Source organism: Streptomyces viridiviolaceus, from assembly GCF_014650995.1.
Taxonomy (GTDB): domain Bacteria; phylum Actinomycetota; class Actinomycetes; order Streptomycetales; family Streptomycetaceae; genus Streptomyces; species Streptomyces viridiviolaceus.
In genome coordinates, this window is record NZ_BMWA01000025.1 from 65,951 (window position 1) to 91,003 (window position 25,053).

Consider the following 25,053-nt stretch of genomic DNA (forward strand, 5'->3'; position numbering starts at 1 on the left):
TCCGGGGAATCACCGCGGGTCCCGGCATCCGGACACGCCGCGGGCGGCCCCGGCCGGCACCCGTCACAGGATTGACGAATCATGCAGGCTTCTGCATACTCATGCAGACAAGGGTGCGCACTGTGAGGAGAAGCCCGTGACCGAGCGCGTCGTGCTCGCCTACCGCCGAGGACCGGCTCGTCGGCATCAAGTCCCGCGAGGTCTACGAGGCCCCGGGCGTGATCGCCCTGATCACCGCCCACCAGGAGCTGGAGAACGTCACCGTCGAGCGTGAACCGGCCCGCCACAAGCGCCAGGCCAGCAGCGCTGGGGCGAACCGGTCTGCGACGGCCAGTGGTTCTCCCCGCTCAAGCGCGCCCTGGACGGCTTCGTGAACGAGGCCGGGCGGCACGTCTCCGGCGACGTCCGGACGACCCTGCACGGTGGCCGCGCCGTCGTCACCGGCCGGCGCTCCGAGCGGTCCCTGTACGACTTCCACCTCGCCACCTACGGCACCGGCGACACCTTCGACCGGTCCGCCGCCAAGGGCTTCATCGACATCCACGGCCTGTCGTCGAAGATCGGGGCCAGGCCCGACCTGGCACAGGCGTAACCTCGCGTACCACCGACCGACCCTCCCTAGGAGCAACGCAAGTGAGCAGCAACAGCGGTGACGTACGGCTCTGGGGCGGCCGTTTCGCCGACGGTCCCGCCGAGGCCCTGGCGAAACTGTCCGCGTCCGTCCACTTCGACTGGCGGCTCGCGCCGTACGACATCGCCGGTTCGCGTGCCCACGCACGTGTGCTGCACAAGGCGGGGCTGCTGACGGCGGACGAGCTGACCCGCATGATCGAGGGACTCGACCGGCTCGAAGCCGACGTCGCCGACGGCTCCTTCGTGGGCACCATCGCCGACGAGGACGTCCACACCGCCCTGGAGCGCGGCCTGCTGGAGCGGCTCGGCCCCGACCTCGGCGGCAAGCTGCGCGCCGGCCGGTCCCGCAACGACCAGGTGGCGACCCTCTTCCGGATGTACCTGCGCGACCACGCCCGGACGATCGGCGGCCTGATCGCCGACCTCCAGGACGCGCTGATCGGCCTCGCCGAGGCCCACCCGGACGTGGCGATGCCCGGCCGCACCCACCTCCAGCACGCCCAGCCGGTGCTCTTCGCCCACCACGTGCTCGCCCACGTCCAGGCGCTCTCCCGGGACGCCGAGCGACTGCGCCAGTGGGACGCGCGCACGGCGGTGTCGCCGTACGGCTCGGGCGCCCTGGCCGGTTCCTCGCTCGGTCTGGATCCGGAGGCGGTGGCGAAGGACCTCGGCTTCGAGCACGGCAGCGCGGGCAACTCCATCGACGGGACGGCCTCGCGCGACTTCGTCGCCGAGTTCGCCTTCATCACCGCGATGATCGGCGTGAACGTCTCCCGGATCGCCGAGGAGATCATCATCTGGAACACGAAGGAGTTCTCCTTCGTGACCCTGCACGACGCCTTCTCCACCGGCTCGTCGATCATGCCGCAGAAGAAGAACCCCGACATCGCCGAGCTGGCCCGCGGCAAGTCCGGCCGCCTGATCGGCAACCTCACCGGGCTGATGGCCACCCTCAAGGCCCTCCCGCTCGCGTACAACCGCGACCTCCAGGAGGACAAGGAGCCGGTCTTCGACTCCATCGACCAGCTGGAGGTACTGCTCCCCGCCTTCACCGGGATGATGGCCACGCTCACCGTGCACCGTGAGCGGATGGAGGAGCTGGCCCCGGCCGGGTTCTCGCTCGCCACCGACATCGCCGAGTGGCTGGTCAAGCAGGGCGTCCCGTTCCGGGTCGCGCACGAGGTGGCCGGCGAGTGCGTGAAGGTGGCCGAGGCCGAGGGCAAGGAGCTGGACGACCTCACCGACGAGCAGTTCTCGAAGATCTCCGCCCACCTGACCCCCGAGGTCCGGTCGGTGCTGAACGTCCCCGGCGCCCTCGCCTCCCGCGACGGCCGCGGCGGTACGGCGCCCGGCGCGGTCGCCGTCCAGCTCGCCGAGGTCCGGGCGGACGTGGCGGCCCAGCACGAATGGGCGAACGCCAAGAAGTAGCGCACACGCGCGCGTGCGGCCCGGTACGCCGCACGCGCGCGTACCGCACCGCCGACGTCCACGCGCGCGTGCGGGCGGGGCATCCCGGTTAGGTTGGTCCTGAGCCGCAAGGAGCCGACCGAACGGAGCCCGCGATGCCCTTCGCCCGCCTGGCCTCGGTGACGACCCCCACCTGCCACATCGGCCTGGGCCTCGCCGCCGTCGGCCGTCCCGGATACATCAACCTCGGCCGGGACCACGACCTCGGAGAGGACCGCAGCGTCGAGGCGCTGCGCACCCGTACCCACGACCTCCTCGACGCCGCCTACGCGCAGGGCGTCCGCTACTTCGACGTGGCCCGTTCCTACGGCCGGTCGGAGGAGTTCCTCGCCGCGTGGCTCGAGGCCCGCCCCGACGTGGACGACGTGGTCGTCGGCAGCAAGTGGGGGTACACCTACACGGCCGGCTGGTCCGCCGACGCCGAGCAGCACGAGGTCAAGGACCACGGCCTCGCCACGTACGAGCGTCAGCGGGCCGAGAGCGACGCCCTCCTCGGCGACCGGCTCGACCTCTACCAGATCCACTCGCTCACGCCCGACAGCCCGGCCCTCACCGACAAGGAACTCCACGCGAAGCTGGCCGAGGCCGCCGTCGGGGGCCTCACCGTCGGCTTCTCCACCAGCGGCCCGGCCCAGGCCGACGCCATCCGTGCCGCGCTCGCCGTGACCGTCGAGGGCGAGCCGCTCTTCCGTACGGTCCAGTCCACGTACAACGTGCTGGAGACCTCCGCGGGACCCGCGCTCGCCGAGGCGCACGACGCCGGGCTCACCGTGATCGTCAAGGAGGGCATGGCCAACGGCCGGCTCGCCGAGCCGCACGCTCCGGACGTGCTGAAGGCCGTCGCCGAGGAGACGACCCTCGGCTGCGACGCGGTCGCCCTCGCGATGATCCTGCGGCAGCCCTGGGCCGGCGTCGTCCTCTCCGGCGCCGCGACCGTCGCCCAGCTCGGCTCGAACCTGCACGCCACCGTCGTCGACCTCGACGAAGACCAGCGGGCACGCCTCGCCGCGCTCGCCGAGGACCCGTCCGCCTACTGGGAGCGGCGCGCCCAGCTGCCCTGGCGCTGACCGGACACCCGCCCCGACACCTGCCGGACGGCCCCGGAGTGATCGAGCCGTGAGTCACGCATGCCCAGTGTGAGACAAAGATGTCTCACATGGGTTACCGTTGTCTCATGGCCGTCGATCGAGAACAGGTACTGCGCAGCGCCGCGGCCCTGCTGACCCGCAAGTCCACCGCGACCATGGACGAGGTCGCCCGGGCCGCCGGGATCAGCCGGGCCACGCTGCACCGCCACTTCGCCGGGCGCGACGCCCTCGTACGGGCACTGGAGGCACTCGGCCTCGCCGAGTGCGAGGCGGCCGTGGAGACGGCCCGCCTGGACGACGGCCCGGCGGCCGGGGCGGTGCGCCGCCTCGTGCGCGAGATCGAGCCGGCGGCCGGTCTGCTCGCCTTCCTCTACACCGAGAACCAGCTGTTCGAGGGCGAGGAGCAGAACGAGGGCTGGGCCCGCCTCGACGCCCGGCTCACCGCGCTGTTCCGCCGGGGCCAGGAGAGCGGCGAGTTCCGTATCGACCTGACCCCGGTCTGGCTCACCGAGGCGCTGTACGGCCTGCTGGCCTCCGGCGCCTGGGCGGTGACGGAAGGCCGCGTGGCGCGCAACGACTTCACCCACCTGATCGTCGAGCTGCTGCTCGGCGGCGCACTCCGGAGAGAGGAATCATGACCCGCACCCTGCAGGCGGCGAACACGACCGAGGCGGTGAAGCGCCCCGGTCGCTGGGTCGCGCTGTCCGTCCTCGTGCTGGCCGTGCTGCTGGTGGCCGTCGACGCGACCGTGCTCGGTCTCGCGACGCCCTACATCAGCGAGGACCTGAGGCCGTCCGGCACCCAGCTGCTGTGGATCGGTGACGTCTACTCGTTCGTGATCGCCGGTCTGCTCGTCTCCATGGGCAGCCTCGGCGACCGCATCGGCCGCAAGCGGATCCTGCTCGTCGGCGCCACGGCGTTCGGCGCGATATCGGTGCTCAACGCCTACGCGACCACGCCCGAGCTGATGATCCTCGCCCGGGCCCTGCTCGGCGTCGCCGGCGCCACCCTGATGCCCGCCACCCTCGCCCTGATCCGCAACCTCTTCCACGACCCGCGCGAGCGCAGCCTGGCCGTCGGTCTCTGGGGCGCCACCGCGTCCGCCGGTACGGCGGTCGGCCCGATCGTGGGCGGTTTCCTGCTGGAGCACTTCTGGTGGGGCTCGGTCTTCCTGATCAACCTGCCCGTGATGGCCGTCCTCGTCCTCGTCGGCATCAGGATGCTGCCCGAGTCCCGCAACCCGAACCCCGGCCCCTGGGACCTGCTCAGCGTCACGCTGTCGCTGGTCGGCATGGTCGGCGTCGTGTACGCGATCAAGGAGGCCGCCTCGCACGGGTTCGCCTGGACGACCCTGGCCGTCGGTCTGCTGGGTGCCGCCGCCCTCTACGGCTTCGTGCGCCGTCAGCTGACCATGCCGATCCCGCTGCTCGACATGCGGCTCTTCCGCAGCCGCGGGTTCAGCGGCGCGGTCCTGGCCGACCTGCTGACCATCCTCGGCCTGTCCGGGCTGGTGTTCTTCCTCTCCCAGTACCTGCAACTCGTCCAGGGCAGGCCGCCGTTCGAGGCCGGCCTCGCCGAACTGCCCGCCGCGATCGGCGCGGTGGTGGCCGGTCTGATCGCGGGCCGCGCGGCCCGGCGCTTCTCCGTCCGCGCCGTGGTCTCCGGCGGACTCGCGGCCGTCGGGTTCGCGCTCGCCGCGCTGACCGTCATCGGCCAGTCCACCGGCTACCCGCTGCTCGGCACGGCCCTGCTGGTCGTCGGCGTCGGCGCCGGGTTCTCGTTCACCGTCACCGCCGACGTGATCCTCTCCAGCGTGCCCAAGGACCAGGCGGGCAGCGCCTCCGCGGTCTCCGAGACGGCGTACGAACTCGGTGCCGCCCTCGGCATCGCCGTACTCGGTTCGATCGTGACCGGCGTCTACCGGGACTTCACGGGCCCGGCGGGCACCCCGGCCGCGGCGCACGAGTCGCTGGGCGGCGCCGTGGAAGTCGCCTCCGGTCTGCCCGCGCACACGGCCGAGGCGTTGCTGGACGCCGCCCGGCAGTCCTTCGTCGACGGGCTGACCCTCGCGGCCGGTGCGGGTGCGGTCGTGCTGCTGGCGGCCTCCGTCGCCGCCTGGTTCCTGCTGCGCGGACAGCGCCTGGAGGACGGGGTCGAGCACCCGTGACCCCTGGCCGGTGAGCGCCGGGTGTTCCGCCCGGCGCCCGGTCGTCCACACGCCGACGGCGGGCCACTTGCTCAGCGGCCCGCCGTCGGGAGGTTCCGCGGCGTCAGGCCGCCTTGGCCTTGCTGGCGTACATGTCCACGTACTCCTGGCCGGAGAGGCGCATGACCTCGGCCATCACGGAGTCGGTCACGGCCCGCAGGACGTAGCGGTCGCGGTCCATGCCCTCGTAGCGGGAGAACTCCATCGGCTCGCCGAAGCGGACCGTGACCTTGCCCGGCCGGGGCAGGCCCGCGCCCCCCGGCTGGAGCTTGTCGGTGCCGATCATCGCGAACGGCACGACGGGGGCGCCGGTCATCAGGGTGAGCCGGGCGATGCCGGTGCGGCCGCGGTAGAGACGGCCGTCGGGCGAGCGGGTGCCCTCCGGGTAGATGCCGAAGATCCTGCCCTCCTCCAGCACCCGGCGGCCGGTCATCAGCGCCGCGACACCGCCCCGGCCGCCGTCGCGGTCGACCGGGATCATGCCGACGCCCGTGAAGAACCAGGCCATCAGCCGGCCCTTGAGGCCCTTGCCCGTGACGTACTCGTCCTTGCCGATGAAGAAGACCTGACGGTCGCAGACCAGCGGCAGGATCATCGAGTCGATGAACGTCAGGTGGTTGCCGGCCAGGATGACCGGACCGTCGCCCGGGATGCGCTCCGCGCCCTCCACCTGTGGGCGGAACATCAGGCGCATGATCGGTCCGAGCACTGCCTTGATGAGCGCGAAGCGGGACAACGGGCCCTCCGGTGTCGGGATGCGGTATGAGTCTGTGCAGGTGAGGACATTACTCGCGGCCCAGGGGGTCGCGCACGTCGGGTTGACCGAGGTGTTACTCAGTGTTGACGCGTGTTCACCTGCGGTGCCGTGGTGTTGCGCGGCCGTAACGCGAACCCGGGGATGTGAGCCAGGTCGCGTCCACAGGGACCGGCGTCGTCGGTCCGGTGGTGCGGACACGGCCCGGATCGAAGCACGCGCGACGCGCAGACGGCGGGAGGCGCGCCGCTGCGGCCGCGCCGCCGACCCCGTTCGCCTTGCCAGGGCCCCGCGGGAACCCTGCCACGACGGCCGCGGTCACTGGCCGCGTACCCCGCCCGTCCGCCCCCAAGCCGACGGTCTGTCAGACATCCAGGCCCACGGGCCACTCCGCGCCCATGCGACATCCGGCGGCACCCGCGTGTTCCGCCCGCGGTCTCCCGTTCGTCATGTACGCGCCCCTACGATCGGCCCGCACTGACGGGTCAACGGCAGGAGGTCGCTCATGGGAACGCGGGAGTCGGACGAGCAGGCGGGCGGGACCGGACGGCGGGCGCTCCTCGGTGCCGCGGTGCTCGGCGCGGGCGGAGCCGTACTCGGCCTGCCGGGCACGGCGAGAGCCGCCGACGCCCGGCAGGGCGGCGGCCAGGGCGGGCTGAAGGGCCTGCCCGTGCCGACGGTCATCGGTCACCGCGGCGCCAGCGGCTACCGGCCCGAGCACACCTTCGGCGCCTACGAGCTGGCCCTGGACATGGGTGCCGACATCGTCGAGGCCGGTGATCTGGTGCCCACCAAGGACGGTCACCTCGTGTGCCGGCACGAGCCGGAGATCGGCGGCACCACGGACGTCGCGGACCACCCCGAGTTCGCCGACCGCAAGCGCACCAAGCTGCTCGACGGCGTCTCCACCACCGGCTGGTTCACCGAGGACTTCACGCTCGCCGAGCTCAAGACCCTCCGCGCCACCGAGCGCATCCCGGCCAACCGGCCGCACAACACCCTCTACGACGGCCGCTGGGAGATCCCCTCCTTCGAAGAGGTGCTCCGCTGGCAGGACGAGCAGACCCGCAAGCGCGGCAAGCAGGTCTGGATCTACCCCGAGCTCAAGCACCCCACCTACTTCCGCAAGCTCGGCCTCGGCACCGAGGAGCGGCTCGCCAGGCTGCTGCGCAGGTACGGCAAGGACAAGAAGAACTCGCCCGTCATCATCCAGTCGTTCGAGCCCACCAGCATCCAGCGGATGAACAAGCTCGTCGGCAACCCGCTCGCCGTGCTGCTGTCCGGCGCGAACACCCGCCCCTGGGACTTCGCCGAGACCGGCGACCCGCGCACGACCGCCGACCTCATCACGCCCGCGGGCCTGAAGGAGATCGCCTCCTACGCCCAGGGCATCGGCCCCACCCTGGACCTGGTCATCCCGCGGGACCCCGCCGGCAACCTCACCGAGCCCACCACCCTCGTCCGCGACGCGCACCGGGCGGGCCTGATCCTGCACCCGTACACCATGCGCAACGAGAACCCGTTCCTGCCCGCGAACTTCCGCAAGGGCAGCGCCAAGGACGCCTACGGTGACGTCTTCGGCGCTTTCCAGGCCTACTTCGCCACCGGCATCGACGGCGTCTTCACCGACCACCCGGACACGGGACTGCTGGCCCGCGAGGACTTCGTCAACCGCTGAGCGGCACCACCCCGGTTGGGGTGACCTTCGGTCGCCCGGGCAACCCGCCGCCCGGGCGACCGCGTCGCCCTGCATATGACGCACGACCTGGTCACCACCCTTCGACCTCTGCTCACCGCCGAGGCGTCCGCCGAGGCACATGCCTCCGGAGCCGAGCCGGGCGACCTGGAACAGGCGGTCTGGCTGCGCCTTCTGGAACGCCTGGAGGCCGACGGCCCGCCGCACGACCCGCACCGCTGGCTGCGCAGCGCGGTCCGCATCGAGGCCCGCCGCACCCGCCGCACGACCCGGATCGAACGGCCGTACGCCGGTGAACCCGCCGACGCCGCCGAACGCGAACCCGAACAGCTCGCCCTCGCCGCCGCCCGCCGCCGCGCCCTGCGCGAGGCCGTGCGCCGGCTGCCCGGCCGCTGCCCGCGGCTGCTGGAGGCGCTGCTGTCCCCGCAGGACCTGACATACCGGGAAATCGCGGGGGAGTTGGGTATCTCACAGGGCAGCCTTGGGCCGGAACGCTCCAGATGTCTGGGATGTCTACGGCGATTGCTGACGCCGGAGGTTGCGGCTCGCTGAGGACGGGGATAGGAGTGGGGGACCACAGGTGATCAGGTGAGCGGGAGGCATGCGCACATGGGCATGAGCGTGACCATCTCGGCGGCGACCGAGCAGGATGCCGAGCAGATCTTCCGGCTGCAGTACCTCTGCTTCCAGAGCGAGGCGGCGCTGTACGGCAACTACCGCATCGACCCGCTCGTCCAGACCCTTGACTCGGTCCGCGAGGAGGTGGCCGCCGACTGCGTCTTCGTGGCCCGGCTCGGTGACGAGGTGGTCGGCTCGGTGCGCGGCCGGGTGGCCGAGGACGGCGCCGCGTCCATCGGCAAGCTCTGCGTCCACCCCCGCCTCCAGGGGCACGGCATCGGCGGCCGGCTGCTGCGCGCCGCCGAGTCCGCCCTCGCCGAAAAGCACGGTGCCAAGCGCTTCCGCCTGCACACCGGCCACCGCAGCGAGAGCAACCTGCGGCTGTACCGGCGGGTGGGCTACGAGACGGTGGGGACCTCGCAGGGAGCGGACGGCGTCCTCATGATCGTCCTGGAGAAGCCGGCGGGCACCTACGCCACCACGGCCTGACGGGGCGTCACCCGCTACGCGGTGCGGGCCCTGCGCAGCCAGTACAGGGCGGTCAGCGGCAGCAGCACGGGAATGAACAGGTACCCCATGCCGTAGTCCGACCACACGGTCGCGTCGGGGAAGGCGGACGGCTCCACCAGCGTCCAGGTGCCGACCGTCAGGACGCCCACGAGCTCGGCGGCGCAGCACACCAGCGCCGCCTTGCGGGCGGTCTCCCCGCCGCGCACCAGGGTGTACGTGATGAAGCCGTAGACGAGGCCCGCCACCGCGGACAGCGAGTAGGCGAGCGGCGCCCGGTCGAACTCGGTCGCGATCTGGTGCACGGACCGCGAGACGGCACCGACGACCATCACCCCGTACAGCCACACCAGCAGGATCCCGGGCCCGCCGATCAGCCGTGCCCGGGCCGGCTTCTCCTCGGTCGCCGCCACCTCAGCCTCCCCAGATGTCATACAGCCGCACCTCGAGGACGGCGAGGACGACGCCGCCCGCGGCCACCGTCACCGAGCCCCAGCGGGTGCGCTCGGCCAGCGACATGAACCCCGCCGCCGGGACGCAGGCGAAGGCGCCCAGCAGATACGCCACGAAGATCGTCGTGCCCTGCTCCGGGTCATCGCCCCGCGCCAACTGCACGATCCCGACCACCAGCTGGACGAGGGCCAGCAGCGACACCACGCCCATGCCGATGAAGTGCCAGTCCTTCGTCGGCTGGTCACGGTAGGCGGCCCAGCCGCACCAGGCGGCGAGCAGCAGCGCGGCGACTCCGGTCACCAGCGTCAGGACGTCAAGCATGGCAGCGACCCTATTACGGGCCGAAAGACCCGATGCGCGCGGCCCCGCCACACGGCCTCCGCCCGTACCCGCCGCCCTGCGCCGCGCTCACGCCCCGGGCGGCGCCCGGCGGCGGCCGTTCGCCGGCGCGGCGCGGGTCCAGGCCCCGACTCGGGCGGACGTGCCCCGCAGGGGCGTGTGCCCGGGGGCGTGTCGCCCGGCCTGGGCGCCGGGGAGCCGGCACCCCGTCCGCGCCGCCCGGCGGGCAGGCCCTCGACCGGTCGCTGCCGCGCGGGCGGCCCCGTCCGGCAGGACGCACCGGCGCCGTAGGGTCGAGGTCATGAAGATCCACGCGCAAGCCCTCCTGTTCGACAACGACGGAACCCTCGTCTCCTCCCTCGACTCCGTGCGCCGCTGCTGGACGCGCTGGGCCGGCGAGTACGGGATCACGGCCGAGGAGTTCGCCCGCGTCGAGCTGCACGGGCGGCCGGCCGCGGAGATAGCCGCCGACCTGCTGCCCGCCGAGGTCGTGCCGGAGGCCGTCGCGCGGATCGAGAAGCTGGAGGTCGAGGACGTCCCCCATCGCGGCGTGCACCTGCTGCCGGGCACCAAGGACTTCCTGGACGGGCTGCCCGCCGACCGCTGGGCTGTCGTCACCTCGGCCACCCGCCGGCTCGCCGAGGCCCGGCTGGACGCCGTCGGCATCCTGCCCAAGACGCTCGTCGCCGCCGACGACATCACCCGCGGCAAGCCCGACCCCGAGCCCTACCTCCTCGGCGCCCGGGCCCTGGGCGTCGACCCGGCCGCCTGCGTCGTCTTCGAGGACGCCCCCGCCGGACTCCAGGCCGGCCGGGCCGCCGGCATGACCACCGTGGCGTTGGCCACAACGCACCCGGCCGGCGAACTCGACGCCGACCTGGTGGTGAACGACCTCTCGGCCCTGTCGGTACTGGTCACCGACCAGGCTGTGGAGATCTCCCTGCGCGGCTGACGGGCGGCCCAGGGGCCCGCCGGCGTCCACCGCTGTCCACCATGCGGACAGCGGTGTCCGGTCAGGACGATACGTCTGCTTTACTGATCGCATGACCACGACGAGCGACCGCACCCCTGCGACCGAGGCGACGACCACGCCCGGTGCTCGTTGTATGTGTCGAATGTGCGCCTTCTAGAGGGCCCCTGCACCACCTGAGCCTCGCGCCCCGAAGCGAGCGCCCGCTCACGTCCGCCGTCGCGCCCCGCGCACGCGACTGAGCCACGCCCCGCGCACACGTTTCTCCCCGGTTCCATCGCCACCGCGAGAACCGTGCCGCGTTCCGAAGGACCCAAGAACCCCGAAGAACAACGCCCCGTGCCCGGCGCACACACCCGCGCCGCGCACTCGACAGTGACGGAAACCCACGTGATCACCACATCGGGCCTCACCAAGGTCTACCGCTCACGCGGCCGCGAGGTCACCGCCCTGGACGGCGTCGACCTGCACGTCCGCGAGGGCGAGGTCTACGGCGTCATCGGCCAGTCCGGCGCCGGCAAGTCCTCGCTCATCCGCTGCATCAACCTCCTGGAGCGCCCCACCTCCGGCACGGTCACCGTCGCCGGTCAGGACCTCACCGCGCTCGCCGGCCGCGGCCCGCGCGCCGGCAAGGAGCTGCGGCAGGCGCGCAGCCGCATCGGCATGGTCTTCCAGCACTTCAACCTGCTGTCCTCACGGACGGTGCAGGACAACGTCGAGCTGCCGCTGGAGATCCTGGGCAAGTCAGGGAAGGAACGTTCCCGCAAGGCGCTGGAGCTGCTGGACCTGGTCGGCCTCGCCGACAAGGCCAAGGCGTACCCCGCCCAGCTCTCCGGCGGCCAGAAGCAGCGCGTCGGCATCGCGCGCGCCCTGGCCGGCGACCCCAAGGTCCTGCTGTCCGACGAGGCCACCAGCGCCCTCGACCCGGAGACCACCCGCTCCATCCTGACGCTGCTGCGCGACCTGAACCGGCAGCTCGGCCTGACCGTCCTGCTCATCACCCACGAAATGGACGTCGTCAAGAGCATCTGCGACTCGGCCGCCCTGATGGACAAGGGCCGTGTCGTCGAGTCCGGCACGGTCGGCGAACTCCTCGCCACCCCGGGCTCCGAACTGGCCGCCGCGCTCTTCCCCGTGGGCGGCGCCGCCACCGGCGACGACCGGACCGTCCTCGACGTCACCTTCCACGGCGAGGCCGCCACCCAGCCCGTCATCTCCCAGCTCTCCCGCACCTACAACATCGACATATCGATCCTCGGTGCGGCCATCGACACCGTCGGCGGCCTCCAGATCGGCCGGATGCGCATCGAACTGCCCGGCCGCTACGAGGACAACGTCGTGCCGGTCGGCTTCCTGCGCGAACAGGGGCTGCAGATCGACGTGGTGAACGAGGACCAGCCGCTGCTGGTGAAGGAAGGTGCCAAGTGACCTGGTCCGAGATGCAGCCCCTGCTGGAGCAGGCGTGTCGGGAGACACTGGTCATGGTCGGCTGGTCGACCCTGATCGCCGTGGTCGGCGGACTCCCGCTCGGCATCCTGCTCGTCCTGACCGACAAGGGCGGCCTGCTGCAGAACACCGTGGTGAACAAGGTCATCGGCCAGGTCGTGAACATCGGCCGCTCGCTGCCGTTCATCATCCTCATGGTCGCGCTGATGAACTTCACGCGCTGGATCACCGGGACGACCATCGGCAGCGAGGCCGCGATCGTGCCGCTCGCCATCGGCGGCATCCCCTTCTTCGCGCGCCTCGTCGAGACGGCCGTCCGCGAGGTCGACGGCGGCCTGGTGGAGGCCGTGCAGGCCATGGGCGGCAACACCTGGACCGTCGTCCGCAAGGTCCTCGTCCCCGAAGCCCTGCCCTCCCTCATCGCGAGCACCACGACCACGGTCATCGCCCTCATCGGTTACTCGGCCATGGCCGGCACCGTCGGCGGCGGCGGCCTCGGCGACCTCGCCGTCCGCTACGGATACAACCGCTTCGAGACCGGCCTGATGTGGGTCACCGTGGCGGTTCTCGCCGTGGCCATCTCGGTCATCCAGTTCGCCGGCGACTACGCGGCCCGCGCCCTGCACCGCCGCGGCGGACGTTCGGGCGCCGGGCCGAAACTGCGCCTGCTCAAGGCCAAGGAGCCTGCGGCCGCCGACGTCGGCAAGGTCGCGTAACCCCACCCGGACCCCCCGTACCGCCCACCCGTCGCCCGACCACCACCCCCCTCAACGACGGCGCTTCGCGCCGGCACCCCTTGATCAAGGGGTCGCACCACCATCAGGAAAGGCACTTTTCGTGCGTAACACCGCCAAGATCACCACCGCCGTCCTCGCCGCCGGAGCCCTCACCCTCGGGCTCAGCGCCTGCGGCTCGGACAAGGACGCCGCCTCCGACACCTCCGGTCCGCTGGTCGTCGCCGCGACGCCCGTCCCGCACGCCGAGATCCTCACCTACGTGAAGGACAACCTGGCGAAGAAGGAGGGCCTGGACCTGCAGGTCAAGGAGTTCACCGACTACGTCACGCCGAACACGGCGACCGAGGACGGTTCGGTGGGCGCCAACTACTTCCAGACCGAGCCGTACCTCGAGGACTTCAACAAGAAGAACGGCACCCACCTGAAGTCCGTCGCCTCGGTGCACCTGGAGCCGCTCGGCCTGTACTCGAACAAGGCCGACAAGGCCGGTGACCTGAAGAACGGTGCGACCATCGCCGTCCCCAACGACAGCGTCACCGAGGCCCGCGCCCTGCAGCTCCTCGCCGCCAACGGGCTCATCACCCTCAAGGACGGCGTCGGTACCGCGGCCACCACCGCCGACATCACCAAGAACCCGAAGAACCTCAAGTTCAAGGAGCTGGAGGCGGCCCAGACCGCACGCTCCCTGAACGACGTCGACGCGGCGGTCATCAACGGCAACTACGCCCTCGAGGCGGACCTGAAGCCGTCCGAGGACGCCATCGTCCTGGAGTCCGCCGAGAACAACCCGAACGTCAACCTCCTCGTCGTCAAGGAGGGCCAGGAGGACGACCCGCGCGTGCAGAAGCTCGCGAAGCTCCTGACCTCCCCCGAGGTGAAGAAGTTCATCGAGGACAAGTACTCCGGGTCCGTGATCCCCTCCTTCTGATCCGGTCTCCCGCCCGCCACGGGGTCCGCTCCGCATGGGAGTGGACCCCGTGGTGCGGTTGAGTGCTTTCATGCTGCATGCTGGGCAGTTCAGCAGGCCCTGACGTTTTCGAAGGCTACGGAGCGGCGCATGACGAGCACCTTCCCCAACATCTCCATCAGCACGGAGCGGTTGGTGCTGCGTCCCCTCGACGAGGACGACGTATCCGCCCTCGCCGCGATGATGAACGACGAGCAGGTCGCCGCCTGGACCGACGTCCCCCAGCCGTTCACCGAGCAGGGCGCCCGCGCCTGGGTCACCGAGGACGCGCCCGCCGAACGCGCGGCCGGCCGCGGACTGGACCTCGCCGTCACCGAGTTCCTCACCCAGCGCCTGGTCGGCGTCATCCGGCTCACGAAGACCAACTGGCACGTGCGCTCCACCGAGCTGTCGTACATCGTCGCCCCCTGGGCGCGCGGCGAGGGATACGCCTCCGAGGCGGCGCTCGCCACCGCCCAATGGCTCTTCGGCGACCAGAAGTTCGAACGCATCGAGCTGCGCACGGCGGCCGACAACACCGCCTCCCAGCAGGTCGCCCAGAAGATCGGCTGCATCAGCGAGGGCGTCCTGCGCAACGCCTGTATAGCGCACATGCGGACCGACGACGGCACCTGGACCGACGTCCGCACCGACTTCATCGTGTGGAGCCTGCTCCCGGAGGACCTCGAAGGCGCCGCGGAGCACATGACCGACACCGGTGGTTTCGCCGGGTTCACCGACTGGAACTGATCCGGGGGGCGACGACACCCGCCGCGCCCCGCGCCCGCACCGGGGTACCCTCACGGAGCCCGCCCACGCGGCAGCCCCCCGACGACGACCTGCACGAAACCTGGAGACTGACGACGATGGCCGACCGGGTCACGGTGATCGGCTGGGACGGTTCGCCGCTGACCGCCGCGGCACGCGCAGCCCTGGGCGCCGCCACGCTGGTGGCCGGCGCCGCCCACCACCTGGCGCTCCCCGAGGTGCCGCCCGCAGCCGAACGCATCCGCCTCGGCAGCGTCTCCCTCGCCGCCCGCCGCATCGCCGCCCACCGCGGCACGGCGGTCGTGCTCGCCGACGGCGACCCCGGCTTCTTCGGCGTCGTACGCACCCTGCGCGCGCCCGAGTTCGGCCTGGAGGTGGAAGTCGTGCCCGCCGTCTCCTCCGTCGCCGCCGCCTTCGCCCGGGCAGGGATGCCCTGGGACGACGCCCATGTGGTCGTCGCCCACCCCCGCACCCTGCGACGCGCGGTGAACGTATGCCGGGCCCACACCAAAGTCGCGGTCCTCACCTCACCGGGTGCCGGCCCCGCCGAACTCGGGCTGCTGATGGAGGGCATCCACCGCACCTTCGTCATCTGCGAGGAACTCGGCACCGCCCGCGAACAGGTCACCGTCGTCACCTCCGAGAAGGCCGCCGACCACACCTGGCGCGACCCGAACGTCGTCATCGTCGTCGGCGGCACCGCCGGCCCGGGCGCCGCGGCCGACGGCGGCGGCTGGATCGCCGGGCGCGACCCCGCCGCCGGACCGCGTGGCTGGTCGCTGCCCGCCGAGGCCCACGGCGGCGAACTCGGCGAAGGGGAGACCGAACTGCTCCGCACGGCCCAGCTCGCCCGGCTCGGGCCACGCCTCGGCGACCTCGTGTGGGACATCGGCTGCGGCAGCGGCGTCTTCGCCACCGAGGCCGCCCGCGGCGGCGCCGCCGTCATCGCCGTGGACCGGGACCCGGACGCCTGCGCCCGCACCGAGGCCACCGCACGCCACTTCGGCGTCCAGCTCCAGATCGTCCACGGCACCGCCCCGCACGTCCTGGAGAACCTCCCCGAACCGGACGTCGTCCGGGTCGGCGGCGGGGGAGCGGCCGTGGTCTCCGCGGTCGCCGACCGCCGCCCGCAGCGCATCGTCGCCCACGCGGCCACCCGCGACGCGGCCGAACTCGTCGGCCGGGACCTGACGGAACACGGCTACCGGGTCGAGTGCGCCCTGCTGCAGTCCGTCGGACTCGACACCCGAAGCTGGACGGAGACGGAACGGAGTGTCGCGTTCCTGCTCAGCGGGGTGCTTCCGGACCGCGCCCCGTGATCGGCTTGTCGTACTGCCCGGGGTAGGCTGGCGGATTGTTGTACCGCACTCGGACACCCGGCGCAGCGTCGGTCAATGTCCGTAAAAACCCGCCCCTTCCGGGCCGGGTGTGGTACGGCAGAACCGGAGGACGCGCAACGTGGCGCAGTCCACAGCGGGCCGTCGCGGGATCAAGCTGTCGTGACGGGTGAACGACCGCGACAATGCCACTCAATGGCTTTGTCGTCTTTTCCGGCGGGTCGTTCGTGCCGCTGGGCACGCACGCTCGTTCTTCCTACGGGGCGGTCGGTGCGCCGTCCCGGGCGAGCTGGTCGTAGAAGCACTAACCGATGGGCGAGGGGTTACGCATGACCGACACCGGCCAGATCCCGGGCGAGGGGCTGCCGGAGAACGCAGGCATGGTGGAGCAACCGGGCGTCCCCGCGCCCGGCGCGTACACCTACCTCTCCGAGACCACCGCCGAGGACGAGGACCTGTTGCTGCTGCCGGGCGCCCAGAGCGCCTGGGGCAACGAGGTCGCGCCGCCCGCGCCCGAGCCGGTCGTCGAGACCGTGCACGAGCCGGGCCCGCACGAGATGTCCGGCCGCGACAGCGGCTCGGTCGACCTCAGCGGCGTCCGCCTGCCGGGCCCCGGCGCGGAACCCCCGTCCGCGCAGGCCCCGCCGCGCCGGCCGCTGCACCTCGGCCCGCCGGTCCCCGACACCTCCGCTAGCCCGGTCCGCTCCCTCGCCGACCGCGGGCCCGCCGACGCGCCCGCACGGCACGCCGGTCCGCCGACCACCGGTCCCGAGTACCTCGACGTCCCCCACGTGGCCGAGATGCCCCCGCAGGGGGCGGCGCCCTGGGGTGCGCAGGCGGTGGCGCAGGCGCCGGTGAGCGCCGGGGCGGCGCCTGCCGAAACGGTTGTCCCGACGCCGGAGCGGATTCCCGAGCCGGCGGGCGCGGCCCAGGCCCTCGTGACCCGCGTCGCGGCCGAGGCCGTCGCCGCGACGGGAGGGACGCCCGCGGAGGCCGCCGGGTCCGGTGGGACCGACGGGGCCGGGATCCCGGCCGTGGACGAGGGAGAACCCGGCACCGACCCGGGCGCGCGGTCCGCCGGGTTCGCCGCACCCGGTGCCGACGCGGTCCCGCAGGGCGGCGAGGCCGTGGCCGCCGGCGGTCCCGTTCCGGGCGCCGCCCCCGAGGCGGTGCAGGCACCGCAGGACGAGGCCGGCCGGGTCTCCGCCGCCACGCCGGCGCCGGACGCCGAGGCCGCGCCTGCCGAGGGCGTGCCCGCGGAGACGGACGTACCGACGCCCGAGCCGGTGGCACCGGAACCCGAGCAGGTCACCGAGGCCGCGCCCGAGCCCGTCCAGGAGTCCCAGGAGGTCGCCGAGCCGTCCGTCCCGGAGGACACCCGTACGGACGAGTCGGCGCAGGCGTCCGTGCCCGAGCCCGCCCAGCCCGTCGAGGTCCCCGCCCCGCAGCAGGAGCACCGGCTCCCCGAGGCGCCCGCCCCCCAGGACGTTGCGGTACCCGGGACGCCCGGCCCCGAGGCCGGCGCCCCCGTGCCGTCGCCCGCGGTTCCCGCGACGCCGCCCCACGGCGTCGCCGGACAGGCCGTCGAGCCGCCCGCACAGGAAGAGACCGCGCCGCCGGTGCCGGACGCGCACGTGGTCACGGAGCCGCAGTCCGTTACCGAGGCCCAGCAGCCCGCCCAGGGCCCCCAGTCGTTGGCGGACGCGCCGGCACCCGCCGCGGCCGACCCGGCCGCCGTCGCGGGCCCCGGCGCGCCGCAGGAGGCGGACGTGCCGCCGGTCGCGCCCGGGTCCCCGGACGCGGGCGCAGACCCGGCCGGTACGGAGGCGCCGGCGCAGGCACCGCAGCCCTCGGCCGCCGTGCAGCAGCCGGCCGCGGAGCCCGCCGCCCCGGAGCCCTCCGAGGCCACGGAACCCGTCGTGCCCGCGGAGGCCGGCGTGCCCGTGGGGCCCACCGCGCCTGCCGAACACGTCCTGGCCCAGCAGCCGGGCGCTTCCGGGGACGCAGCGGTCGCCGCCGAGCCCGGCGTGCCTGCCGATGCCGTCGTCCGCACGGAGCCCACCGTGCCTGCGGATGCCGTCGCGGCCGATGACGCCGTCGTGCCGATACAGCCCGGCGCCCCCGTGGACGCCCCCGGCGGCCAAGAAGCCCACCCGGACCAGCCCATGGGCCAGTTCGTCCCCGTCGAGGGCCAGGTGCCGACCACCCCGCACCTCGCCCCGACCCCGCCGCAGCCCATCGTCCTGCCCGCCGAGGGCCCCGGGGTCCCGGAAGCCGCCGCCTCCGTCCCCGCCCCCCGCGAGGCCGGGTACGGCGAACCGGGCACCGAGCCCGCACCCGAACTCGTACAGAGCGCGGACGACCTGGACACCCAGGGCGCCGACCAGCACGACCACGAAGACCAGGAAGACCCGCACGACGTGAGCACGGCCGCAGTGGCAGAACCCCGACAGTCCACCGGCCCGGCGGCACCCGCCTACGACGACGCCGAACGCGAGGCCGTCCTGAAGGTCATGCGCGAACGCCGGGACATCCGCAACGGCTTCCGCAGCGACCCCATCCCGCACGAGGTGCTGCTGCGCGTCCTGGAGGCCGCCCACACCGCGCCCTCCGTCGGCCACTCGCAGCCCTGGGACTTCGTCGTCATCCGCTCCGCCGACACCCGCCGAGCCATGCACGAACTGGCGATGCGTCAGCGCGACGCCTATGCGAAGTCCCTTCCCAAGGGCCGGGCCAAGCAGTTCAAGGAACTGAAGATCGAGGCCATCCTCGACACCCCGGTCAACATCGTCGTCACCGCCGACCCGACCCGCGGCGGCCGCCACACCCTGGGCCGCCACACCCAGCCGCAGATGGCCCCGTACTCCTCCGCGCTCGCGGTCGAGAACCTCTGGCTCGCCGCCCGCGCCGAGGGCCTCGGCGTCGGCTGGGTCAGCTTCTTCGACGAGCGTGAGATGGTGCGCGCCCTCGGCCTGCCCGAGCACCTCGAAGTCGTCGCCTACCTGTGCGTGGGCTACGTCGACGAGTTCCCGGACGAGCCCGAGCTGATGCAGGCCGGCTGGTCCAAGCGCCGCCCGCTGTCCTGGGTCGTGCACGAGGAGACGTACGGCCGCCGCGCGCTGCCGGGCGAGGACCCGCACGACCTGCTCGCCGAGACCGTCGCGCAGATCCGCCCGCTGGACGCCAAGGCGCTCGGCGAGGCCTGGGAGCGGCAGAAGCGCATGACCAAGCCGGCCGGCGCGCTCGGCATGCTGGAGATCATCTCCGCCCAGCTGTCCGGCCTGTCCCGGCAGTGCCCGCCGCCGATCCCGGAGCCCGCCGCCGTCGCGATCTTCGCCGGCGACCACGGCGTGCACGCCCAGGGCGTCACCCCCTGGCCGCAGGAGGTCACCGCCCAGATGGTGGCCAACTTCCTGGGCGGGGGAGCGGTCTGCAACGCCTTCGCCACCCAGGTCGGCGCCGAGGTCTGCGTCGTCGACGTCGGCGTCGCCGCCGACCTGCCCGCCACCCCCGGCCTGCTGCCCCGCAAGGTCCGCGCGGGCACGTCCGACATGACCACCGGCCCCGCGATGAGCCGCGAGGAGGCCAAGCAGGCCATCGAGGTCGGCATCGAGACCGCCCGCGACCTGGTCGCCGCCGGCAACAAGGCGCTGCTCACCGGCGAGATGGGCATCGCGAACACCACCGCGTCCGCCGCCCTGATCTCCGTCTTCACCGGCGCCGACCCCGCCGAGGTCACCGGCCGCGGCACCGGCATCAACGACGAGACGCTGGCCCGCAAGACCGAGGTCGTCCGCCGTGCCCTCGAACTCCACCAGCCGGACCCGGCCGACCCCATCGGCGTCCTCGCCGCGATCGGTGGCTTCGAGCACGCGGCCATGGTCGGCCTGCTGCTCGGCGGCGCCTCCCTGCGGACGCCGGTGATCCTGGACGGCGTCAGCGCCGGTGCCGCCGCCCTGGTGGCCCGCGCGATCGCGCCCGAGGTCCTGGCGGCCTGCGTCGCCGGTCACCGCAGCGCCGAACCCGGCCACGTCGCCGCGCTCAACAAGCTCGGCCTGCGCCCCCTGGTCGACCTCGACCTCCGCCTCGGCGAGGGCACCGGCGCGCTGCTGGCCCTGCCGATGGTGCAGAGCACGGCGCGGGCGATGCACGAGGTGGCGACGTTCGACTCGGCGGGCGTCACCGAGAAGTAGCCCGGGCACGGGAAGGGGCGGCCGGCGATCCGTCGCGGCCGCCCCGCCCCGCCGTACGCTGAACGCACCTCCCGTAAAATCCCCACATCTTCTGAACCCGCACGTCAGGGCTGCTCCAGAGCCGCAGCGCCCACCGCCCCGCCAGGACGAGGAGCCCACCCTCATGGCCGAACACCCCGCCTACCCCGTAGGTCTCCGCCTCACCGGCCGTCGCGTGGTCGTCCTCGGCGGCGGACAGGTCGCCCAGCGCCGCCTGCCCGCCCTCATCGCGGCCGGCGCCGACATCCTCCTCGTGTCACCCGAGGCGACCGCCTCGGTCGAGGCGATGGCGGACACCGGCGAGATCACCTGGGAGCGGCGCACCTACGCCGAAGGCGACCTCGCCGACGCCTGGTACGCCCTGATCGCCACCAGCGACCCCGAGACCAACGCGGCGGCCTCCGCGGAGGCCGAACGCCACCGCGTGTGGTGCGTCCGCTCCGACGACGCCGACGCGGCCACCGCCTGGACCCCGGCGACCGGCCACAGCGAGGGCGTGACCGTCGCCGTCCTCACCACGAACGCCCGTGGCCGCGACCCCCGGCACACCGCCGCCATCCGCGACGCGGTCGTGGAGGGCCTGCGCGACGGCACCCTCGTCGCCCCGCACCACCGCACCCGCACCGCCGGCGTCGCGCTGGTCGGCGGCGGCCCCGGCGACCCCGACCTGATCACCGTACGAGGCCGGCGCCTGCTCGCCGAGGCCGACGTCGTCATCGCCGACCGGCTGGGCCCGCGCGACCTGCTCGCCGAACTGCCGCCGCACGTCGAGGTGATCGACGCGGCGAAGATCCCGTACGGCCGGTTCATGGCCCAGGAGGCCATCAACAACGCCCTCATCGAGCACGCCAAGGCGGGCAAGTCGGTCGTACGTCTCAAGGGCGGCGACCCCTTCGTCTTCGGGCGGGGCATGGAGGAGGCGCAGGCCCTGGCCGAGGCCGGCATCCCGTGCACCGTGGTCCCCGGCATCTCCAGTTCCATCTCCGTCCCGGGCGCGGCCGGCATCCCGGTCACCCACCGGGGCGTCGCCCACGAGTTCACCGTGGTCAGCGGCCATGTCGCCCCCGACGACGAGCGCTCCCTGGTCGACTGGCCGTCCCTCGCCAAGCTGACCGGCACGCTCGTGATCCTCATGGGCGTCGACAAGATCGGCAGGATCGCGGAGACCCTCGTCGCGCACGGCAAGTCCCCCGACACCCCGGTCGCCCTCGTCCAGGAGGGCACGACGGCCGCCCAGCGCCGCGTCGACGCCACCCTCGCGACGGTGGCCGACACGGTCGTCGCGCAGGAGGTCAAGCCGCCCGCGGTGATCGTGGTCGGCGAGGTCGTGACCGTGGGCCCGGACGGGGCGGTGTGACGTGGGCGAACTCATCACGGTCGAGGACCCCGACGACCCGCGCCTGCACGACTACACCGGCCTGACCGACGTCGAACTGCGCCGCAGGCGCGAACCCGCCGAGGGCCTGTTCATCGCCGAGGGCGAGAAGGTCATCCGGCGGGCCGGCGAAGCGGGCTACGCGATGCGCTCGATGCTGCTGTCGGCCAAGTGGGTCGACACGATGCGCGACGTCATCGACGAGGCCCCCGCCCCGGTCTATGTGGTGGACCCGGCACTCGCCGAACAGGTCACGGGCTACCACGTGCACCGCGGCGCCCTCGCCTCCATGCAGCGCAAGCCCCTGCCCACGGCGGCCGACCTGCTGCGGACCGCCCGGCGTGTGGCCGTCATGGAGTCGGTCAACGACCACACCAACATCGGCGCGATCTTCCGCTCCGCCGCCGCCCTCGGCATGGACGCAGTCCTGCTCTCCCCGGACTGCGCCGACCCCCTGTACCGGCGCAGCGTCAAGGTCTCGATGGGCGCGGTCTTCTCCGTGCCGTACGCCCGCCCGGACACCTGGCCGGGGGGCCTGGAAGCGGTCCGCGAGGCAGGGTTCACGCTCCTCGCCCTCACCCCCGACGAGCGGGCCAAGGCCCTCGACGAGGCCGCCCCGCACCGCATGGACCGGGTGGCCCTCATGCTCGGTGCCGAGGGCGACGGCCTGTCCCGGCGGGCCCTGGCGGCCGCCGACGAGTGGGTCCGCATCCCCATGTCCCACGGCGTCGACTCGCTCAACGTGGGTGCGGCGGCGGCCGTCGCGTTCTACGCGGTCGTCACGGGGCGCCCCGAGGTGTAGACGGGCGGCCGGTCCGGGCCTTCAGGGCTCAGAGCCCGAACGCCTGCCGGTCCGGGGCGCCGTCCCGTACCTGTACGTGCACCTGCTCCTGCTGCGCCCGTACGTTCCCGCGGTCGTCGCCGAGCCCCCGCGACGGTCCCTGACAGCCCTGCGCCGCGGCGATGCCGAGCGCGACCAGCAGTGTCACGACGACGAACACGAACAACCGCTGCCGCAGCAGGCGCGGATTGGCGGGCCGCCGCCCGGTCCCGGTCGGCCTGGAAGCGGGCCGGCCGCCACCGCGCGGCGCGGGCCGGCCGCCGTTGCCGGAGCGGGTGCCGCTGCGTCCGGCGCCGCGGGGGGCGGGGGTGGGGCGTGACCCCGACCGGGACCCCGTACCGGCGCGGGGGGCACCGCCACGGGAGGGCGAGGCCCCGCGTGAAGGAGCGCCCCCGCGCGCGGGGGTGGGGCCTCCGCGCGACGGGGCGGAGCCGCGTGCGGGAGTCGAGCCTCTCGATCCGGCCGTGCCGCGTGGCGCGGGGGTACCCGCGGGGCCCGGCCGGCCCTGCCGTCCCTGCTGTCCGGGCGGACGCCGCTGCACGCGCTCCGGATAGGTGTCGGCGAGCCGTCCGGTGGGACGGTCCGCCTCCCCGGTGCGCGGCGCGGGCGGCCGGAGGTCCGCCAATCCCTGGGCCTCCCGGGCGGCGATCTCCTTGAGCCGCAGCGACAGTTGCAGCGTGCTGGGCCGCTCGTCCGGGTCCTTCGCCAGGCACGCCCGGACCAGCGGCGCGAGGGCGTCCGGGACGCCGTGCAGCTGGGCCTCCTCGTGCACCACGCGGTAGAGCATCACCTCGGAACTGCCGTGCCCGAAGGGCGAGTCGCCCATCGAGGCGTACGCGAGGGTGGCACCGAGCGAGAACACGTCGGTGGCCGGTGTGACGGCCGCTCCGCGCACCTGTTCCGGGGCGAGGAATCCGGGGGAGCCGACCGCGGTGCCGACGTGCGTGAGCGTCGAGGCGCCGGTCGCCCAGGCGATGCCGAAGTCGATGATCCGCGGCCCCTTCGGGGACAGCAGGATGTTGGACGGCTTCAGGTCGCGGTGCACCACCCCGGCCTCGTGCACGGCTACCAGGCCCTCGGAGAGGGCGGCCCCGACGGCGGCGACGTCGGCCGCGCCGAGCGGGCCCTCGTCGACGACCTTGTCGTGCAGGGAGGGCCCGGGTACGTACTGCGTGGCGAACCACGGCCGGTCCGCCTCCAGGTCCGCCGCGACCAGCCGCGCGGTGCACCCGCCCCGGATGCGCCGGGCCGCCGAGACCTCGCGTGCGAAGCGCGAACGGAACTCCTGGTCCTCGGCCAGGTCAGGGCGGATGACCTTCAGCGCGACCCGCTGCCCCTTCTTGTCGGAGCCCAGGTAGACCACGCCCATTCCACCCGCGCCCAGCCGCCTGTGAAGCCTGAACGAGCCGACGACGCGCGGGTCCTCGCGCCTCAGGCGCATCATCGCCATGTTCATCCCCGCTGCCCGGTCCCTGTGACGTGCCACAGCTTACGTTTCCACGGCCGCCCGCGCGCAGAGGCCGCGCCCTCTCGGCCCGATCGATTGTCAGTGCCCGGTGGGAGAATTGAGGGGTGGTCAGGGAGCGCGTGAGCAGGCGGGTTTCGGTCCGCCCCTGATCGCAACCAGCCGTCGCGGAAGGGGGATTGGGCCCGTGAAGGGTGACCGTGTGGAGATAGTCGTTGACGCCGGTGACACGACGCGCACCTACGAGGTGGTGGCGAGCAGGGCGGGCCGCCGGGTGGAGACGGCGGTCCGTCGGGGCGTGGTGGAAGTGAGCGAAGTCACCAGGAACGGGACGGTGGTGCGTACGGCTCGTTTCATGGCGAACCGGGTCCTGGCGCTGGTCGAGCAACCGGTGCCGCGTGAGGACAGCTCGGAGAAAGCGGGGCAGAGCGGGCGCCCCTTCCGGGAACACCCCGAGACGTAGGACCCGGTCTCCACCCAGGGGAGTACACCGGGGGTGACGGCTCATCCTCCGGGAGGCCCGGCAATCGGTACGAGGGCATGACGTCCGGCGATCGCCGGACGCCTAGATTTGAGGTCAAGCGGCGGGTGCAGCACTCGTCCCCCGAGGTCAGACGCCCGCCGCTGCCAAAGACAACCACAACGGTCAGGAGAGGGACCATGGCCCAGACGGCACCGCGGACGCTGGTCCGCATGCGGGAGCGGCGCCGTCAGGGCCGCCGCCACCCCCTGGTGGCGACGGTCATGGCCCTGCCCCTGGCGGTCCTGCTCCTCCTCGTCTTCGACGGGTGGGAGACAGTGGCCACACAGGCGTCGTCCGTGGGTGTGATGCTGGGGCGCTGAGCGGCGACCCCAGGCCCGGAAGAGCGGTCCGGGCGGGGACATCCATCCATGAAACCCCGTGGGGACGGGGGTGCGGCGGACGGCAAAAATGCCGGCGCAGCTGGGGAGCTGCGCCGGCATTGCATGTGCCCACAACGCGCTCACACGGCTCCGCGCCGCCGCGGGCGGTCCTGCCGCCGTGACCACACGGCCAGCCGCGCCGCCGCCGTGACCGCCAGGCGGTCGCACTGCCGTAACCGCCTGGCGCTGCACCGCCTTCACCGCCAGGCGGTCGCACTGCCGTAACCGCTTGGCGCTGCGCCGCCTTCACCGCCTGGCGCTGCGCCGCCGTA

22 protein-coding genes and 1 pseudogene are annotated in these 25,053 nt (G+C 73.1%); 19 read left to right on the top strand and 4 right to left on the bottom strand.

All coding sequences use genetic code 11. The annotated features are described in order from the left end of the window. Positions 1-167: 167 nt before the first annotated feature. The 5 genes and pseudogenes from IE260_RS30805 to IE260_RS30825 form a co-directional block, all read left to right on the top strand. Positions 168-592 (top strand): annotated as a pseudogene (locus IE260_RS30805) (argininosuccinate synthase); the annotation flags it as partial. 41 nt (positions 593-633) lie between these two features. Beyond that, positions 634-2,061: an argininosuccinate lyase gene (gene argH / locus IE260_RS30810; protein WP_189877819.1), complete on the top strand. Its 1,428-nt coding sequence runs from the start codon at positions 634-636 to the stop codon at positions 2,059-2,061. 134 nt (positions 2,062-2,195) lie between these two features. After that, a complete protein-coding gene (locus IE260_RS30815; RefSeq protein ID WP_189877821.1) occupies positions 2,196-3,167 on the top strand; it encodes an aldo/keto reductase in 972 nt (323 codons plus the stop codon). Positions 3,168-3,274: 107 nt separating this feature from the next. Continuing rightward, on the top strand, positions 3,275-3,826 hold the full coding sequence (locus IE260_RS30820; protein WP_229881475.1) for a TetR/AcrR family transcriptional regulator: 552 nt from the start codon (positions 3,275-3,277) through the stop codon (positions 3,824-3,826). Beyond that, positions 3,823-5,355 (top strand): MFS transporter, encoded by a 1,533-nt coding sequence (locus IE260_RS30825; RefSeq protein WP_189877825.1) that lies wholly within the window; start codon positions 3,823-3,825, stop codon positions 5,353-5,355. Before IE260_RS30820 ends, IE260_RS30825 begins: the two co-directional genes overlap by 4 nt. A gap of 103 nt (positions 5,356-5,458) precedes the next feature. On the opposite strand, the gene IE260_RS30830 is transcribed toward IE260_RS30825, so the two are convergent. Next, the gene (locus IE260_RS30830; protein WP_229881477.1) at positions 5,459-6,088 is read right to left on the bottom strand and encodes a lysophospholipid acyltransferase family protein; all 630 of its coding nucleotides are present in this window, start codon (positions 6,086-6,088) and stop codon (positions 5,459-5,461) included. A gap of 565 nt (positions 6,089-6,653) precedes the next feature. On the opposite strand from IE260_RS30830, the gene IE260_RS30835 reads away from it, so the two are divergent. From IE260_RS30835 to IE260_RS30845, 3 genes are all read left to right on the top strand, one after another. Then, complete coding sequence (locus IE260_RS30835) at positions 6,654-7,826, top strand: glycerophosphodiester phosphodiesterase (RefSeq protein ID WP_189877827.1); 1,173 nt, start codon at positions 6,654-6,656, stop codon at positions 7,824-7,826. A gap of 75 nt (positions 7,827-7,901) precedes the next feature. Further along, positions 7,902-8,396: a sigma-70 family RNA polymerase sigma factor gene (locus tag IE260_RS30840; RefSeq protein WP_189877829.1), complete on the top strand. Its 495-nt coding sequence runs from the start codon at positions 7,902-7,904 to the stop codon at positions 8,394-8,396. A gap of 57 nt (positions 8,397-8,453) precedes the next feature. Continuing rightward, positions 8,454-8,951 carry a GNAT family N-acetyltransferase gene (locus IE260_RS30845; RefSeq protein ID WP_189877960.1) on the top strand — a complete coding sequence of 166 codons (498 nt, stop codon included), beginning with the start codon at positions 8,454-8,456 and terminating at the stop codon, positions 8,949-8,951. A gap of 14 nt (positions 8,952-8,965) precedes the next feature. On the opposite strand, the gene IE260_RS30850 is transcribed toward IE260_RS30845, so the two are convergent. Both IE260_RS30850 and IE260_RS30855 read right to left on the bottom strand, forming a co-directional pair. Beyond that, positions 8,966-9,382, bottom strand: coding sequence for a hypothetical protein (locus tag IE260_RS30850; RefSeq protein ID WP_189877962.1), 417 nt, complete (start codon positions 9,380-9,382; stop codon positions 8,966-8,968). A 1-nt stretch (position 9,383) separates the two neighbouring features. Next, positions 9,384-9,743 (bottom strand): hypothetical protein, encoded by a 360-nt coding sequence (locus IE260_RS30855; protein ID WP_189877830.1) that lies wholly within the window; start codon positions 9,741-9,743, stop codon positions 9,384-9,386. A gap of 319 nt (positions 9,744-10,062) precedes the next feature. On the opposite strand from IE260_RS30855, the gene IE260_RS30860 reads away from it, so the two are divergent. The 9 genes from IE260_RS30860 (at position 10,063) to IE260_RS30900 (ending at position 22,374) form a co-directional block, all read left to right on the top strand. Next, on the top strand, positions 10,063-10,713 hold the full coding sequence (locus IE260_RS30860; RefSeq protein WP_189877832.1) for an HAD family hydrolase: 651 nt from the start codon (positions 10,063-10,065) through the stop codon (positions 10,711-10,713). 408 nt (positions 10,714-11,121) lie between these two features. Continuing rightward, the gene (locus IE260_RS30865) at positions 11,122-12,159 is read left to right on the top strand and encodes a methionine ABC transporter ATP-binding protein (protein ID WP_189877834.1); all 1,038 of its coding nucleotides are present in this window, start codon (positions 11,122-11,124) and stop codon (positions 12,157-12,159) included. Continuing rightward, a complete protein-coding gene (locus tag IE260_RS30870) occupies positions 12,156-12,893 on the top strand; it encodes a methionine ABC transporter permease (protein ID WP_189877836.1) in 738 nt (245 codons plus the stop codon). Before IE260_RS30865 ends, IE260_RS30870 begins: the two co-directional genes overlap by 4 nt. A gap of 121 nt (positions 12,894-13,014) precedes the next feature. Further along, positions 13,015-13,842, top strand: a complete 828-nt coding sequence (locus IE260_RS30875; protein WP_189877838.1) for a MetQ/NlpA family ABC transporter substrate-binding protein — start codon at positions 13,015-13,017, stop codon at positions 13,840-13,842. Positions 13,843-13,971: 129 nt separating this feature from the next. Then, positions 13,972-14,610, top strand: coding sequence for a GNAT family N-acetyltransferase (locus IE260_RS30880; RefSeq protein WP_189877840.1), 639 nt, complete (start codon positions 13,972-13,974; stop codon positions 14,608-14,610). Positions 14,611-14,726: 116 nt separating this feature from the next. Then, entirely contained in the window at positions 14,727-15,947 is a 1,221-nt protein-coding gene (gene cbiE, locus IE260_RS30885) for a precorrin-6y C5,15-methyltransferase (decarboxylating) subunit CbiE (protein WP_189877842.1), read from the top strand. A gap of 347 nt (positions 15,948-16,294) precedes the next feature. Then, positions 16,295-20,158 (top strand): nicotinate-nucleotide--dimethylbenzimidazole phosphoribosyltransferase, encoded by a 3,864-nt coding sequence (gene cobT / locus IE260_RS30890; protein ID WP_189877844.1) that lies wholly within the window; start codon positions 16,295-16,297, stop codon positions 20,156-20,158. A gap of 163 nt (positions 20,159-20,321) precedes the next feature. Further along, positions 20,322-21,554 carry a uroporphyrinogen-III C-methyltransferase gene (gene cobA / locus IE260_RS30895; RefSeq protein WP_189877846.1) on the top strand — a complete coding sequence of 411 codons (1,233 nt, stop codon included), beginning with the start codon at positions 20,322-20,324 and terminating at the stop codon, positions 21,552-21,554. Position 21,555: 1 nt separating this feature from the next. Next, the gene (locus IE260_RS30900; RefSeq protein WP_189877847.1) at positions 21,556-22,374 is read left to right on the top strand and encodes a TrmH family RNA methyltransferase; all 819 of its coding nucleotides are present in this window, start codon (positions 21,556-21,558) and stop codon (positions 22,372-22,374) included. Positions 22,375-22,402: 28 nt separating this feature from the next. Here the strand turns inward: IE260_RS30900 and IE260_RS30905 are convergent, their stop codons facing one another. Beyond that, positions 22,403-23,869 (bottom strand): serine/threonine-protein kinase, encoded by a 1,467-nt coding sequence (locus IE260_RS30905; RefSeq protein WP_189877964.1) that lies wholly within the window; start codon positions 23,867-23,869, stop codon positions 22,403-22,405. 196 nt (positions 23,870-24,065) lie between these two features. On the opposite strand from IE260_RS30905, the gene IE260_RS30910 reads away from it, so the two are divergent. Together IE260_RS30910 and IE260_RS30915 are read left to right on the top strand one after the other, a co-directional pair. Further along, positions 24,066-24,341 (top strand): DUF8836 family protein, encoded by a 276-nt coding sequence (locus IE260_RS30910; RefSeq protein ID WP_189877849.1) that lies wholly within the window; start codon positions 24,066-24,068, stop codon positions 24,339-24,341. Positions 24,342-24,538: 197 nt separating this feature from the next. Continuing rightward, entirely contained in the window at positions 24,539-24,721 is a 183-nt protein-coding gene (locus tag IE260_RS30915) for a hypothetical protein (RefSeq protein ID WP_189877851.1), read from the top strand. Positions 24,722-25,053: the final 332 nt, after the last annotated feature.

What these genes read in the sequence shown, in the direction of transcription:
- IE260_RS30825 (WP_189877825.1), top strand. Translation starts at nt 3,823, where the DNA reads ATGACCCGCACCCTGCAGGCGGCGAACACGACCGAGGCGGTGAAGCGC.
- IE260_RS30880 (WP_189877840.1), top strand. Translation starts at nt 13,972, where the DNA reads ATGACGAGCACCTTCCCCAACATCTCCATCAGCACGGAGCGGTTGGTG.
- IE260_RS30845 (WP_189877960.1), top strand. Translation starts at nt 8,454, where the DNA reads ATGGGCATGAGCGTGACCATCTCGGCGGCGACCGAGCAGGATGCCGAG.
- IE260_RS30835 (WP_189877827.1), top strand. Translation starts at nt 6,654, where the DNA reads ATGGGAACGCGGGAGTCGGACGAGCAGGCGGGCGGGACCGGACGGCGG.
- cobA (WP_189877846.1), top strand. Translation starts at nt 20,322, where the DNA reads ATGGCCGAACACCCCGCCTACCCCGTAGGTCTCCGCCTCACCGGCCGT.
- cobT (WP_189877844.1), top strand. Translation starts at nt 16,295, where the DNA reads ATGACCGACACCGGCCAGATCCCGGGCGAGGGGCTGCCGGAGAACGCA.
- IE260_RS30915 (WP_189877851.1), top strand. Translation starts at nt 24,539, where the DNA reads ATGGCCCAGACGGCACCGCGGACGCTGGTCCGCATGCGGGAGCGGCGC.
- cbiE (WP_189877842.1), top strand. Translation starts at nt 14,727, where the DNA reads ATGGCCGACCGGGTCACGGTGATCGGCTGGGACGGTTCGCCGCTGACC.
- IE260_RS30905 (WP_189877964.1), bottom strand. Translation starts at nt 23,869, where the DNA reads ATGAACATGGCGATGATGCGCCTGAGGCGCGAGGACCCGCGCGTCGTC.
- IE260_RS30840 (WP_189877829.1), top strand. Translation starts at nt 7,902, where the DNA reads ATGACGCACGACCTGGTCACCACCCTTCGACCTCTGCTCACCGCCGAG.
- IE260_RS30860 (WP_189877832.1), top strand. Translation starts at nt 10,063, where the DNA reads ATGAAGATCCACGCGCAAGCCCTCCTGTTCGACAACGACGGAACCCTC.
- IE260_RS30820 (WP_229881475.1), top strand. Translation starts at nt 3,275, where the DNA reads ATGGCCGTCGATCGAGAACAGGTACTGCGCAGCGCCGCGGCCCTGCTG.
- IE260_RS30830 (WP_229881477.1), bottom strand. Translation starts at nt 6,088, where the DNA reads ATGCGCCTGATGTTCCGCCCACAGGTGGAGGGCGCGGAGCGCATCCCG.
- IE260_RS30815 (WP_189877821.1), top strand. Translation starts at nt 2,196, where the DNA reads ATGCCCTTCGCCCGCCTGGCCTCGGTGACGACCCCCACCTGCCACATC.
- IE260_RS30855 (WP_189877830.1), bottom strand. Translation starts at nt 9,743, where the DNA reads ATGCTTGACGTCCTGACGCTGGTGACCGGAGTCGCCGCGCTGCTGCTC.